Origin of the sequence: Mesorhizobium salmacidum (SeqCode) (assembly GCF_037179605.1) — a bacterium.
Taxonomy (GTDB): domain Bacteria; phylum Pseudomonadota; class Alphaproteobacteria; order Rhizobiales; family Rhizobiaceae; genus Mesorhizobium; species Mesorhizobium salmacidum.
The window spans coordinates 127,777-142,152 of record NZ_JAPYKS010000009.1; the positions used below are offsets into that span (position 1 = coordinate 127,777).

At 62.3% G+C, this 14,376-nt stretch carries 13 protein-coding genes; 11 read left to right on the top strand and 2 right to left on the bottom strand.

What is annotated here, in order from left to right:
• Positions 1-69: 69 nt before the first annotated feature.
• The 11 genes from pyrH to lpxB all read left to right on the top strand — a co-directional run bounded on the left by pyrH (position 70) and on the right by lpxB (position 11,351).
• Entirely contained in the window at positions 70-792 is a 723-nt protein-coding gene (gene pyrH, locus O7A60_RS14355; RefSeq protein ID WP_337106862.1) for a UMP kinase, read from the top strand.
• A gap of 102 nt (positions 793-894) precedes the next feature.
• Complete coding sequence (gene frr / locus O7A60_RS14360; RefSeq protein WP_027142617.1) at positions 895-1,449, top strand: ribosome recycling factor; 555 nt, start codon at positions 895-897, stop codon at positions 1,447-1,449.
• A gap of 32 nt (positions 1,450-1,481) precedes the next feature.
• The gene (locus tag O7A60_RS14365; RefSeq protein WP_027142618.1) at positions 1,482-2,216 is read left to right on the top strand and encodes an isoprenyl transferase; all 735 of its coding nucleotides are present in this window, start codon (positions 1,482-1,484) and stop codon (positions 2,214-2,216) included.
• A complete protein-coding gene (locus O7A60_RS14370; RefSeq protein ID WP_337106863.1) occupies positions 2,213-3,028 on the top strand; it encodes a phosphatidate cytidylyltransferase in 816 nt (271 codons plus the stop codon). Before O7A60_RS14365 ends, O7A60_RS14370 begins: the two co-directional genes overlap by 4 nt.
• A 97-nt stretch (positions 3,029-3,125) precedes the next feature.
• Entirely contained in the window at positions 3,126-4,268 is a 1,143-nt protein-coding gene (gene rseP, locus O7A60_RS14375) for an RIP metalloprotease RseP (RefSeq protein WP_337106864.1), read from the top strand.
• A gap of 217 nt (positions 4,269-4,485) precedes the next feature.
• The gene (bamA, locus tag O7A60_RS14380) at positions 4,486-6,858 is read left to right on the top strand and encodes an outer membrane protein assembly factor BamA (protein ID WP_337106865.1); all 2,373 of its coding nucleotides are present in this window, start codon (positions 4,486-4,488) and stop codon (positions 6,856-6,858) included.
• A gap of 73 nt (positions 6,859-6,931) precedes the next feature.
• Entirely contained in the window at positions 6,932-7,987 is a 1,056-nt protein-coding gene (gene lpxD / locus O7A60_RS14385) for a UDP-3-O-(3-hydroxymyristoyl)glucosamine N-acyltransferase (protein WP_027142622.1), read from the top strand.
• Positions 7,980-8,447, top strand: a complete 468-nt coding sequence (gene fabZ, locus O7A60_RS14390; RefSeq protein WP_015317790.1) for a 3-hydroxyacyl-ACP dehydratase FabZ — start codon at positions 7,980-7,982, stop codon at positions 8,445-8,447. The genes lpxD and fabZ overlap by 8 nt, the downstream gene beginning before the upstream one ends.
• Before the next feature lie 13 nt (positions 8,448-8,460).
• Positions 8,461-9,294 carry an acyl-ACP--UDP-N-acetylglucosamine O-acyltransferase gene (gene lpxA / locus O7A60_RS14395; RefSeq protein WP_337106866.1) on the top strand — a complete coding sequence of 278 codons (834 nt, stop codon included), beginning with the start codon at positions 8,461-8,463 and terminating at the stop codon, positions 9,292-9,294.
• A complete protein-coding gene (locus tag O7A60_RS14400; RefSeq protein WP_337106867.1) occupies positions 9,266-10,180 on the top strand; it encodes an LpxI family protein in 915 nt (304 codons plus the stop codon). Before lpxA ends, O7A60_RS14400 begins: the two co-directional genes overlap by 29 nt.
• Positions 10,173-11,351, top strand: coding sequence for a lipid-A-disaccharide synthase (lpxB, locus tag O7A60_RS14405; protein ID WP_337106868.1), 1,179 nt, complete (start codon positions 10,173-10,175; stop codon positions 11,349-11,351). The genes O7A60_RS14400 and lpxB overlap by 8 nt, the downstream gene beginning before the upstream one ends.
• A 62-nt stretch (positions 11,352-11,413) precedes the next feature.
• Here the strand turns inward: lpxB and gltA are convergent, their stop codons facing one another.
• Together gltA and gltX are read right to left on the bottom strand one after the other, a co-directional pair.
• Positions 11,414-12,736, bottom strand: coding sequence for a citrate synthase (gltA, locus tag O7A60_RS14410; protein WP_337106869.1), 1,323 nt, complete (start codon positions 12,734-12,736; stop codon positions 11,414-11,416).
• A 182-nt stretch (positions 12,737-12,918) separates the two neighbouring features.
• Positions 12,919-14,343, bottom strand: coding sequence for a glutamate--tRNA ligase (gltX, locus tag O7A60_RS14415; protein WP_337106870.1), 1,425 nt, complete (start codon positions 14,341-14,343; stop codon positions 12,919-12,921).
• Positions 14,344-14,376: the final 33 nt, after the last annotated feature.

The window sequence follows — 14,376 nt, forward strand, 5'->3', positions numbered from 1 at the left end:
ACCGCCGGGCGAAGCAGGAGGCCTTTTTCCCCTTCAGAGCTTGCCGCGCCGGGATTTTCGAGGAACCAGATGACGGTGAAGCCCCTCTATCGACGTGTTCTGCTGAAAGCTTCGGGCGAAGCGTTGATGGGCGAACAGCATTTCGGCATCGACGTCTCGGTCGTGGACCGCATCGCCGGCGACATTGCCGAGGCGCGCGCGCTGGGTATCGAGGTGGGTGTCGTCATTGGCGGCGGCAATATCTTTCGCGGCGTGGCCGTTGCCTCCAAGGGTGGGGACCGCGTTACTGGCGACCATATGGGCATGCTTGCCACTGTCATCAATTCGCTGGCGCTGCGCACATCGCTGAACAAGATCGGCGTCGACGCCGTCGTGCTGTCCGCGATTGCCATGCCTGAGCTTTGCGAGAGCTTTTCGCAGCGCCAGGCGACCGCCTACATGAACCAGGGCAAGGTGGTGATCTTCGCCGGCGGCACCGGCAATCCGTTCTTCACCACCGATTCGGCCGCAGCGCTCCGTGCGGCCGAAATCGGCGCCGACGCGTTGTTCAAGGGCACGCAGGTCGACGGCGTCTATTCGGCCGACCCGAAAAAGGACCCAAGGGCGACACGTTTCGAGCGCATCAGCCATGCCGAAGTCATAAATCGCGGCCTTTCGATCATGGATACGGCTGCGATTGCACTTGCGCGCGAAAACAACATTCCGATAATCGTCTATTCGATCCACGAAGAAGGTGGTTTCGGCGATATTCTGAGGGGCGGCGGCCGCTGTACGGTCGTCGCGGACGAGTGATCCGGGCCTGATCCCGGGAAACCGGGTTTCGAGATCAGGCTCGAACACGGGGCCTTTGCCCCGAAGCAGTGAACCCGCGGCAGACGGGTCGAGGAGACTAGAATGAGTGGTGAGTACGACGATCTCAAGCGGCGCATGGATGGGGCAATCGCGGCGTTCAAGCATGATCTGGCCTCGCTGCGGACCGGTCGCGCCTCCAGCAACCTGCTCGACGCGATCCAGGTGCAAGCCTATGGCACCACCATGCCGATCAATCAGGTGGCAAACGTCACCGTGCCGGAGCCGCGCATGATCTCGGTCTCGGTCTGGGACAAGTCGATGGTCGGCGCGGTCGACCGCGCGATCCGGGAATCCAATCTGGGCTTCAACCCGATCGTCGACGGCACCAATCTGAGGATTCCGCTGCCGGAGCTCAACGAACAGCGCCGCAAGGAACTGGTCAAGATTTCGCACGGCTATGCCGAGAACGCGCGCGTCGCCGCGCGCCATGTGCGTCGCGATGGTATGGATTTCCTGAAGAAGGCGGAGAAGGACGGCGACATCAGCGAGGACGATCAGCGCAAGCGTTCCGACCAGGTCCAGAAACTTACCGACGAGACCATCAGCACCATCGATCATCTGCTTTCCGACAAGGAAGCTGAAATCATGCAGGTTTAGGGTTGGCCCTTGGCTGATCCGAAAGCGAGATCATGACAACGCCCGCGCATGTCGCGATCATCATGGATGGAAATGGACGCTGGGCCAAGGCGCGCGGTATGCCGAGGCTCGCGGGTCATCGCGCCGGTGTCGAGGCGCTGCGCAAGGCCGTGCGTGCCGCCCCCGGTCTCGGTATCTCCTTCCTGACCGTCTATGCTTTCTCGTCGGAGAACTGGTCACGGCCGAAGTCCGAGGTCAGCGACCTTATGGGGCTGTTGAAGCTGTTCATCCGTCGCGACCTTGCCGAGCTGCACCAGAGCGGCGTGCGGGTCAGGATCATCGGCGACCGGGCAGGGCTGCAGGCGGACATCAGGGGACTGCTCGAGGAAGCCGAATCGCTGACGATCCACAACACCTCGCTGACGCTGGTGATCGCCTTCAATTATGGCGGGCGCGACGAGATCGTGCGCACGGCGCGTAAGCTCGCGGAGGCGGTGGCGCGCGGTGAAATCGACAGCGAGGCGATCACCGCCGAAAGCTTTGCCGGCTCTCTCGACACGCAAGGCATTCCCGATCCGGAGCTGGTCATCCGCACCAGCGGCGAGCTTCGCCTGTCCAACTTCCTCTTGTGGCAGGCCGCCTACAGCGAGCTCGTCTTCCTGCCGTGCTACTGGCCGGACTTCAATCGCGAGCACCTCGCCGAGGCTCTACGCGAATATGCCGGCCGCGAGCGCCGCTTCGGCGGACTGGACCCGCAAGACGTCGCGTCGCGACCGGCCGCGGGATGAGCAACCTTCAGCTACGTGTGATTTCGGCGGTCGTGCTCGCTATCGCGGCCCTTGGCCTGACCTGGCTTGGCGGCCTGCCTTTCCGGCTGCTGTGCGCCGTCATGGCGGCAATGATCTTTTATGAATGGACACGCATGTCGCGGCCCGCCGCGGCCGACGGGCTTGGCTTCCTGCCGGAAGCGCTGATGGTCATTTTCGTCGGTGCCTTGATTGCCGGCCTGTCCGCATTGTGGCTGCTGCCGCTCCTGGTGATTCTGGTTGCGATAACGGCGACCACCGCGGGAATTCGCAGGATCGACCAGTGGGACGCTGGCGGCCTTGCCTATGCCTGCGTGTCGGGTCTGTCGCTTGCCCTGCTGCGCGACGGCGACCATTCGGGCTTCGTGGCCATCCTGTTCCTGTTCGCGGTCGTCTGGGCGACCGACATCTTCGCCTATTTCGTCGGGCGCGCCGTCGGCGGGCCCAAACTGGCGCCCTCGATTTCGCCAGGCAAGACGCGCAGCGGCGCGTTCGGCGGGGCGGTCGGTGGCGTCGTCGCGGGACTTCTGCTGGCAGCCATTGCCGGCGCCGGCAACCTGGCGTTGCTCGGCCTTGTGGCGCTGGTGCTGTCCGTTGTCGCCCAGGCTGGCGACCTGTTTGAATCCTGGGTCAAACGGCGGCACGGCCGCAAGGATTCGGGCGTGCTCATTCCTGGCCATGGCGGCATCATGGATCGTGTCGACGGGCTTGTCGCGGCCGCTCTTGCCCTATACGTCATCGGTTGGATTTCGGCGGGCGCCGACCATCCGGCGCAGGGGCTGTTTGCCATTTGAATGGTGTCATTCCACGATCTGGCGCGGACGTGCCTTGGATTCGCCTGTATTGATGTCACAGTCACGCAGCGACCGCGGAAGAACTTGAGGGCTTGAGTTGAACGAGATTCTTCACGCGATTTTCAGCACGGAGGGCCTCTTTCTCGGCACGCTCGTGCCGTTTCTCTTCGTACTGACCGTGGTGGTGTTCGTTCACGAGATGGGCCACTACCTCGTCGGCCGCTGGTGCGGCATCGGGGTCAGGGCCTTCTCGATCGGCTTCGGTCCGGAGCTCATAGGCTTCAACGACAGGCACGGCACGCGCTGGAAGCTCTGCGCCATACCGCTTGGCGGCTATGTCAAGTTTGTCGGCGACATGAGTGCCACCTCCAGCAAGCCGACATCGGACGAGCTCGAAACGCTGACCGACCAGGAACGCAAGGTTGCCTTCCACACCCAGGCGATCTGGAAGCGCGCGGCAACGGTGGCGGCCGGGCCGCTGTTCAACTTCCTGCTGACGATCGTCGTCTTTTCCGTGCTGTTTGCCTCCTATGGGCGTTATGTCGCGGAGCCCATGGTGGCGGAGGTTACCGCCGAGAGTCCCGCGGCCAAGGCAGGCATTTTGCCTGGCGACCGATTCGTCAGCGTCGACGGCAGCAAGGTCGAAACCTTCGGAGACGTGCAGCGGCTGGTCTCGGGCCGGGCCGGCGACACCATCACCTTCGTCATGCTGCGCGGCGGCAAGGAGGTCACGGTGACCGCGACGCCGCACCTGATGGAACAAGAGGACGCGCTCGGCAACAAGATCAAGGTTGCGGTGATCGGCGTCGTCAACAACAAGGAACTCGGCCAGCCTCGTCTCATCACATACACCCCGGTGGGAGCCGTTGCGGCGGCCGTTGAGGAAACGGGCCATGTCATCGAGCGCACGGGCCAGTTTCTGCAGCGCTTCGTCGTGGGGCGCGAGGACAAGTGCCAGCTGGGTGGTCCGGTCAAGATCGCAGGCATGGCCGGCAAGGCTGCCAAACTCGGTTTCGAGTGGCTGGTGCAGCTTGTCGCGCTGCTCTCCGTGGGGATAGGCATTCTAAACCTTTTGCCGATTCCCCCCCTCGACGGCGGCCATCTGTTGTTCTACGGGGTGGAGGCCGTCATCCGCCGGCCGGTGTCGGAACGGATGATGGAAATGGCCTATCGGGCCGGTTTGCTTCTGGTGCTGTGCTTCATGGCGTTCGTGTTCTGGAACGATCTCTTTGGGTGCTGAAATCATGAAGGAATTTGGCCTGGGCATGGTCGATGTTGAGACGCCGTTTACCATGCACGGGGATATGAGTGACGCGAAAGCCACGCAACAGGGTTAAGTAAATACAAATTAACCAGAAGCCTTGCGTGTAGGGAAAATCCGGTTAATACGGTAGGGGAAATGACCGCACGTCCGGTTTTCTCGCCGTGGGGACTACGAGAAAAGGTTATTAAGCCCGATGAAGGCAGCATCCAAGTTTCTAAACGCCGCGTCAGCGGCGGCACTGTCCGCCGCTCTGGTCGTACCCGGTGCGCTCGCAGTGCAGTTCGTTGCCACATCGGCGGCCGAAGCCGCTGTCGTAAGCAGGGTGGAGGTGAGCGGCAACCAGCGTGTCGACGCCGATACCATCCGCAACTACATCACCATCAAGCCCGGCAAGGCCTTCTCCAGCTCCGATGTCGATAGCGCGGTCAAGGCGCTGTTCGGCACCGGCCTGTTCTCGGATGTCCAGATCAACCAGGTCGGCTCGACCCTGGTCGTCAAGGTTTCGGAATACAAGGTCGTCAACCAGGTGCTGTTCCAGGGCAACAAGAAGCTCAAGGACAACGCGCTTCAGGCAGCGGTTCAGCTGAAGCCGCGCGGCACGTTCTCCCAGGCTACGCTCGATTCGGACGTTGAGGCGGTCAAGGCCGCTTACAGGCGCATCGGCCGTGACGATGCCGGCGTGACCGCGCAGATCATGGAGCTCGGCGACAACCGCGTGAATGTGGTGTTCCACGTCACCGAAGGCGATCGCACTCAGATCGCGGCAATCAATTTCGTCGGCAACAGCGCCTATTCCAGCCGCCGCCTGTCGGACGTGATCAATACCAAGCGCTCATCCTGGGTCTCGTTCATCCTCCGCGACGACGTTTATGATGAAGACAAGCTGCGCGCCGACCAGGAACTGCTGCGCCGCTTCTACTATAATCACGGCTATGCTGATTTCCAGGTCGTGTCCGCTGTCGGCGAGCTCGACAATGCGACCAACAAATACACGGTTACCATCACCGTCCAGGAAGGCGAGCGCTATACTTTCGGCGACATCAGCGTCGAAAGCACGATCCCGGAAGTGGACTCCAAGTCGCTGGAATCGGTGGTGGAAACACACAAGGGCGATGTCTACAACGCCAAGAATGTCGAAGACTCGATCATTGCCTTGACCGAGAAGGTGGCCGGTTCCGGCTACGCATTCGCGCAGGTGACGCCGCGTGGCGATCGCAACTTCGAGAACCATACGATTTCGGTGGTCTACACGGTCGACCAGGGCACCAAGGCCTATGTCGAGCGCATCGAGATCCGCGGCAACGATCGGACGCGTGACTATGTCATTCGCCGCGAATTCGATGTCAGTGAAGGCGACGCGTTCAACCAGGTGCTCATCCAGCGCGCGAAGAAGCGTCTGGAAGACCTCAATTACTTTGACAAAGTCGATATTTCGACCGTGCCTGGCTCGGCCCCTGATCAGGTCGTGCTGGTGGTCGATGTGGTCGAGAAGTCGACGGGTGAATTCTCGGTTGGTGCCGGCTATTCGACCGGTGGCGACACGGCCGGACCATCGGTCGAGGGATCGATCACCGAGCGCAACTTCCTCGGCCGTGGCCAGTTCATCAAGGTGTCCGCGGGTGGCGGCAAGAACTCGCGCGACTACAGCCTGTCCTTCACCGAGCCCTATTTCCTCGGACGGCGCATCGCCGCCGGCTTCGACATCTACAAGTCGACGCGGGAATACAACAACAACTACGACAGCGACACCACCGGCGCGACGATCCGCTTCGGACTGCCCATCACCAACAGCATCACGACCCAATTGGCGTACAACATCTCGCAGGAGAAGTATAAGGTCGACGATGGCTGTGGCCCTACCAGCGACGTAGATCCCGACGGTACCTGTAACATCTCACCGGCCATCCTGGACGGCATCGCTCAAAGTCCTTGGATCAAGTCGTCGGTCAGCTTGGGACTGGTCTACAACACGATTGACGACATGAAGAACCCGCATGAAGGCATTTATGCCAACACGACGGTCGAACTTGCCGGTCTTGGTGGTGACGCGAAGTTCGTAAAGATCACCGGGCGCGGCAGCATCTATCAGACGCTCTCCGAGCAGCTTGATCTGGTCGGGCTGATTTCGGGCGGCGCCGGTCATGTCGAGAGTTATGGCAATGACGGTAATCTGCGTATCTTTGACCAATTCCAGAGTACTGACCGCATGATCCGTGGCTTTGCGTTTAATGGCATCGGTCCCGTGGACCCGAATACGGGTGACCATCTGGGGGGTGTGACCTATTTCAACGCCTCGGCAGAAGCGCAGTTCCCATTGCCGGTTATTCCCGAGAGTTTCGGTTTGCGCGGCGCTGTGTTCGCAGACGCAGCAACTCTCTATGGTAGTAAGATCAACACGAGTGTCGATCAGGCTTCTCTCGACATGAAGCTTCGCGCCTCGGTCGGTATCGGCCTGATGTGGGCCTCGCCGTTCGGGCCGATCCGTATCGACTATGCGATCCCGGTCAGGAAGGAAGCCACGGACGACGTGCAGGAATTCAACTTCGGCATATCGACCCGCTTCTGATCGGCGGCCAACGATGCTCCCGGGTTTTGAATCCGGGAGAAATGTTCCGACCTAGCTGGATATAGCTTCTGGAATGACCGATCCGGTGTTCTTCGCGCCATCACGCCGGTATACGGCGGCCGAAGTCGCGAATCTGACTGGCTCGGTGCTTGTCGATTCCGGCCAATCCGACGTTTCGATCGAAGCGTTGGCGCCAGCCAATGAAGGCGGCGCCAACGCGCTCGTTTTCGTCGACGGCAGGCGCAATTCGGCGCTGATGCCGTCGCTGCGGGCGGCAGCGGTCCTGTGTCCGGCGGAATTCGCAAACAAGGCGCCGGCTAGCGTCGCCGTCCTCATCCATCCGCGGCCGCAACAGGCATTCGCCCTGGTCGGTCGGCTGCTGTTCCCCACGGCCGCTACGCCGGGGCCGATGACCGGTGAAACCGGTGTTTCGCCTCATGCCCACGTCGATCCGACAGCGCATGTCGAAGCCGGCGCTGTTATCGAAGCCGGCGTGGTCATCGGGCCAGGCGTCTCGATCGGCAGCGGCACCGTCATTGCGCCAAACGCCGTCATCGGACAGTCCTGCCAGATTGGCCGTGACGGCTATGTCGGCCCGGGCGCCAGTATCCAGTACGCATTGATCGGCAATCGGGTCATCATCCATGGTGGCGCCAGGATTGGACAGGACGGTTTTGGCTTTGTCGGCGGCGCCAAGGGTCCCGAACGTGTTCCACAGATCGGACGGGTCATCATCCAGGACGATGTCGAGATCGGCTCCAATTCCACCGTCGATCGCGGCGCCATGTCCGATACGATCATCGGGCAAGGCACCAAGATCGACAATCTCGTGCAGATCGCCCATAACGTCCGCATCGGTCGCAATTGCATAGTAGCCGGGCTTTCGGGTATTTCCGGTTCCGTGGTGGTGGGGGACAATGTCACCATGGGCGGCGGCGTCGGGCTTGCGGATCATCTGACGATTGGTACAGGTGCCAAGCTTGCCGCCAGAAGTGGATTTATGAGCAATGTTCCCGCCGGCGAGATATGGGGTGGCTATCCGGCGCAGCCGATGGCGGAAGCCATGCGAGAGATAGCCATGTTGCGCACGATGGCCAGGGCACGCAAGCAGGGCAAGGACAATGGCTGACATGGTGGCGGCGACAACGCTGGAAGCGGTCGACATATTGGGGCTTATGAAGCTCCTGCCGCACCGTTACCCCTTCCTCATGATCGACCGCATCGTCGACATCGATGGCGACGACTCCGCCATCGGCATCAAGAACGTGACCATAAACGAGCCGCATTTTCAGGGTCATTTCCCGGAGCAGCCGGTGATGCCAGGTGTGCTGATCGTCGAGGCCATGGCGCAGACGGCGGGCGCCATTTGTATCCGCAGCCTCGGGGCGTCGAAGCCCTCGCTGGTCTATTTCCTGACCATCGACAACGCCAAATTCCGCAAACCGGTCGTTCCCGGCGACCAGTTGAAGATCCATGTCAAGAAAATCAAGAAGCGCGGCAACCTGCTCAAATTCGCCTGCGAAGCCCTGGTCGAAGGTACCAAGGCGGCCGAGGCCGAGATTTCAGCCATGATGGTCACCGGCGACTGACGATCGAGTGCCTATGGAAATCAACACGTCAATCCATCCTTCCTCCGTCGTGGAAGAAGGCGCCCAAATCGGCCACGGTGTGCGCATTGGGCCGTTCTGCCATGTCAGCGCCGATGCTGTGATCGGTGACGGTGTCGAACTGGTTAGCCATGTCTCGGTCATGGGCGCGACCACTGTCGGAGCGTCGACCAAGGTCTATCCGATGGCGATCCTGGGCGGACCGCCGCAGAACACCAAGCACAAGGGCGGCCGCACCACACTCGTCATCGGCGCCAACTGCACCATCCGCGAAGGCGTGACCATGCATGTCGGCACCGACACCAGCCGCGGCGAAACGACGGTGGGCGACAATGGCAATTTCCTCGCCTACGCCCATATCGCCCATGATTGCGCCGTCGGCAACAACGCCACCTTCGCCAATGGGGCGACATTGGGCGGCCACTGCGAGATCGGCAACAATGTCTATATCGGCGGCCTCAGCGCCGTTCATCAATTCGTGCGTGTAGGCGACAACGCCTTTCTTGGCGGATGCTCGGCCTTTGTTGGTGATGTCATTCCCTACGCCATCGCGGTCGGCAACCGCGCCAGCTTGCGCGGCTTGAACATCATCGGCCTCAAGCGCGCCGGTCTGCCGCGTTCCGAAATCTATCTGCTGCGCAAGGCCTACAAGACGATCTTCGACCGCTCCCGCACCGTCAGCGAGAACATCGAGTTCGCCAAGGCGGAGTTCGCCTCGTCGCCGACCGCAATGAAGATCATCGACTTCATCACCAGTCGCGGCAAGCGGCACTATGCGGTGCCATCGCTCACGGGCGGCGATGGCGACGATACCGATGACGAAGGCTGAGACAGCCGCGGCTGGTCTTGATCTCCCGCCTGGTGCCAGGGTCGGCATCATCGCCGGCGGCGGCAGCCTTCCGGTCGAAGTCGCTGCCGGTTTGGCCGAACAGGGTCATGCGCCCTTCATCGTGCTCATGGACGGTGAAGCTGACCGCATGGCGGAGTTGTGCCGGTACGAGCATGATACCCTTGCCCTGGAGGCGATAGGATCGCTCGTTCCGCTGCTCAAGCGCAACCGGATTACCCATCTGGTACTTGCCGGCGAGATAAAGCGCAGGCCAAGGCTGAAACATCTGCGTCCAAGCCTCAGCCTGCTCGCCGTGGTGCCCCTTGTTGTCATGGCGTTGGCGCGTGGCGATGACGGGCTGCTCAAGGTGGTGGCGCGCGGGCTCGAGGCCCGGGGGATTAAGGTCGTGGGTGCTCACGAGATCGTGCCGAACCTTGTCGCAGCCGAAGGGGTGTTGACCAGGGCTAAGCCTCTGAAATCGGACTGGCGCGACATCGAGGCGGGTTTTGCGGCGGCAAAGGCCATTGGGGCGCTGGATATCGGCCAGGCGGCGATCGCGGTCGGCGGCCGGACCATTGCGCTTGAAGGCATCGAGGGCACGGCCGGATTGCTGGACCGCGCCAGGCTGCTGCGCGGCCACGGCCGTATCGCCGGCAAGACGCGCGGCGTTCTGGTCAAATGCGCCAAGCCTGGCCAGGAGTTGCGGGCGGATCTTCCTTCCATGGGACCACAGACGGTAGAAGCAGCGCATGCGGCCGGCCTTGCCGGCATTGCCGTCGAAGCGGGACGCTCCCTGATCCTCGAAGGCCCCGCAACTCTCTCGCGTGCCAATGAGCTTGGGCTGTTCATCGTCGGCCTTGCCGCAGCGGAGTCCGGACATGGCTGACAGGGCGCTGAAGATCGCGATCGTCGCGGGCGAGGAGTCAGGCGACCTCCTTGGCGCCGACATCGTCCGGTCGCTCCGCCAGATGACAGGGCGCGAGGTGCAGCTCGTTGGACTCGGCGGCCGCCACCTGCAGGCGCTTGGGCTGGTTTCGCCGTTCGACGCCGGCGAGGTCGCGCTGATGGGGTTCAGCGCCGTCTTGCGTGACCTGCCGCGCCTGATCCGGCGGATCGGCCAGCTGGCGGGTATGGTTGCGGACGCCAAGCCCGATTGCCTGGTCACCATCGACAGTCCCGATTTTTCGCTGCGCGTCGCCAAAAAAGTGCGCGCAGCCAACCCGTCGATCCCGATCGTCCACTATGTCTGCCCGAGCGTCTGGGCATGGCGGCCGGGCAGGGCGGTGGCAATGAAGCCCTATGTCGACCACATTCTGTGCATCCTGCCGTTTGAGGTGAAGGAGCTCGATCGGCTGGGTGGTCCGCCCGGCACCTATGTCGGGCACCGTCTGACCCACGACGCGGGTGTGCTCTCGGCGGCAAAGGCTCAAGGCCAGCCGCGTGATCTATCACCAGACCGCGTGAAGACGCTGCTCGTCCTGCCCGGCTCGCGGCGCGGCGAGGTGCGGCGGCTGCTCGAGCCGTTCGGCGAGACCGTGTCGATGTTGCGGGCTCGCGGGCATCGGCTCCGGCTGATGCTGCCGACGGTGCCACATGTCGCGGATACCGTGCGGTCCGCGGTCACGCGCTGGGACGAGAAACCCGAGATTATCCTTGAGCCCGAGCGCAAATGGCAGGCCTTCGGCAAGGCCGACGCCGCGTTGATCGCGTCCGGCACGGTATCCTTGGAACTGGCATTGTCCGGGGTGCCGATGATCTCTTGCTATCGGCTCGACCCGGTCGCACGCGTCGTCGCGCCGTATCTCGTTTCCGTCTGGTCGGCGCTGCTTCCCAACCTGATCTCGGATCGCGCGTTGATCCCGGAATTCTATAACGAGTACGTCAAACCGAACAATCTTGCGCGCCAGCTGGAAGCGCTGTTGGCCGACAGTGGCATGCGCGCCTGGCAGAAAGACGGGTTTGCCGAGATTTCAGGGCGCATGGCAACGGACAAGCCGTCCGGTGAAATCGCCGCGGAGGTTGTGATGCGGCACATCAAGGGAGTGAGTAGTGAGTAGTGAGTAGTGAGTGGGAATATGTCGGCTATTCCCTACTGACTACTGACTACTGACTTTTCCATTCACCGCTTGGCGATCGGCACGTAGTCGCGCTCCGGCGCGCCGGTGTAGAGCTGGCGCGGCCGGCCGATCTTCTGGCGCGGATCCTCGATCATTTCCTTCCACTGCGCGATCCAGCCGACCGTGCGGGCGACCGCGAACAGCACGGTGAACATGGTGGTGGGGAAGCCCAGCGCCTTCAGCGTAATGCCGGAGTAGAAGTCGACGTTCGGATAGAGCTTCTTCTCGATGAAATAGGGATCGGTCAGCGCGATCTTTTCCAGTTCCATCGCGATGTCGAGCAGCGGATCGTCCTTGATGCCGAGTTCGCCCAAAACCTCATGCGCCGTCTTCTGCATGATCTTGGCACGCGGATCGTAGTTCTTGTAGACGCGATGGCCAAAGCCCATCAGCCGGAACGGATCGTTCTTGTCCTTGGCGCGGGCGATGAATTCCGGGATGTGATCGACATGGCCGATCTCGCCCAGCATGTTGAGCGCCGCTTCATTGGCGCCGCCATGGGCCGGGCCCCACAGGCAAGCGATGCCGGCGGCAATGCAGGCGAAGGGGTTGGCGCCCGAAGAGCCGGCGAGACGAACGGTCGAGGTCGAAGCGTTCTGCTCATGATCGGCGTGCAGGATGAAGATGCGCTCCATGGCGCGGGCCAGCACCGGGTTGATCTTGTATTCCTCGCACGGCACGGCAAAGCACATGTGCAGGAAGTTGGCGGCGAAATTCAGCTCGTTCTTCGGATAAATAAACGGCTGGCCGATGTGGTACTTGTAGGCCATGGCCGCGATCGTCGGCATTTTGGCGATCAGGCGCATGGACGCAACCATGCGCTGGTATGGGTCGGAGATGTCGGTCGAGTCGTGATAGAAGGCCGACAGCGCGCCAACCACGCCGCACATCACCGCCATCGGGTGCGCGTCGCGGCGGAAGCCGGTGAAGAAGCGCGACATCTGCTCGTGCACCATGGTGTGGCGCGTCACGCGATAATCGAAATCGTCCTTCTGCGCCTTCGTCGGCAGTTCGCCGTAGAGCAGGAGGTAACAGACCTCGAGGAAGTCGCCGTGTTCGGCCAACTGGTCGATCGGGTAGCCCCGATGCAGGAGGATGCCGGCATCACCATCGATGAAGGTGATCTCCGACTCGCAGCTTGCCGTAGAGGTGAAGCCGGGATCATAGGTGAAGGCGCCGGTGGTGCTGTAGAGCGAGGCGATGTCGATGACGTCAGGTCCGACCGAGCCGCTTCGCACCTTGAATTCGTGAGTCTTGCCAGCGAATTGCAGCGTTGCAATGGCCTCCTGGCCGCCCACATCCAGTTTTTTCGCAGCTTCGGTCATTGCAAACTCCTTCTTGTTTCCTCATGCCGGCAAAGGCAAATTCCGCAGAGCGACACGTCGAAATCACCGCAGTGCGCGTATTCGCCACCGCATTTTAGGAGGTGCGTGCCAGATTGGGCCAAGCCTAATGTTGCACTGCGAAACGCGCCTTTCAATGCCAATCTTCTTGGGCCAGTTTGCTCCTAATCGATTTGATCCGCTATGCGCGCCAGGCTTTCCTCACGCCCCAGCACGGCCAGCACGTCGAACACGCCCGGCGAGGTGCTTTTGCCGGTCAAGGCAGCCCGCAGCGGCTGGGCCACGGCGCCGAGCTTATGGCCGCCAGCCAGCGCATAGTCGCGGATCGCGGCCTCGGCCGTGGCGGCTGTCCAGTCGCCGGACAGCGCGTTCAAAGCTTCGTGAGCGCCGCGCAGGATCTTGCGGGCATCGTCGTTGAGCAGGAGTGCCGCCTTGTCGTCGATCGGCAGCGGCCGCGCGGCAAACAGGAAACCGGCGCCGTCGACGAGCTCGACCAGCGTCTTGGCGCGCTCCTTCAGGCCCGGAAGTGCTGCCAGCAACTGCGCCTTGTTCTTCTCGTCGAGGCGCGCCGCCATCGCCGGGCCACCCTCCAGATAGGGCAAGGTGGCGATGAAAATGTCGAACAATTCGGTGTCGGCCATGCGGCGCATATGGACGCCGTTCAGCGCCTCGAGCTTGGCGAAGTCGAAGCGCGCCGCGCCCTTGTTGACGTCGCCGATATCGAACCAGGAGATCATGTCCTTGATCGACATGATCTCGTCGTCGCCATGGCTCCAGCCCAGGCGCGCCAGGTAGTTCAGCAGCGCCTCGGGCAGATAGCCCATGGCGCGGTAGGCCTCGACGCCCAGCGCGCCATGGCGTTTCGACAGCTTGGCGCCGTCGGCGCCATGGATCAGCGGAATGTGCGACATCGACGGCACGTCCCAGCCCATGGCGTTGTAGATCACGGTCTGGCGTGCGGCATTGGTCAGGTGATCGTCGCCACGGATGATATGGGTGATGCCCATGTCGTGGTCATCGACGACGACGGCATGCATGTAGGTCGGGTTGCCGTCCGAACGCAGGATGATGAAATCGTCGAGATCCTTGTTGGGGAAACGCACCTCGCCCTGGACCCGGTCCTGCACCACCGTCTCGCCCTCGGTCGGGGCCTTGATGCGGATGGCACCCTTGACGCCGGCGGGTGCCTCCGACGGGGCGCGGTCACGCCAGTGGCCGTTATAGCGTGGCGGCAGGCCCTTGGCGCGTGCTGCCTCGCGCATCGCCTCGAGCTCGGCTGAAGTCTCGTAGCTGTAATAGGCCTTGCCCAGGCGCACCAGCTCCTCGGCCACCTCCCGGTGGCGCGGCGCGCGCTCGAATTGGGAGACCGCGTCACCGTCCCATGATAGGCCGAGCCAGGTCAGGCCATCCAGAATGGCCGATGTGGCCGCATCGGTCGAACGCTCGCGATCGGTGTCCTCAATGCGCAGCAGCATCGTGCCGCCGGTGTGCTTGGCATAGAGCCAGTTGAACAGCGCCGTGCGCGCGCCGCCGATATGCAGATAGCCGGTCGGCGAGGGAGCAAAACGGGTGATGACCTTGTCGGGCATGGAACTCTCGGAAAACGTCTGAAGCTGAGTGCG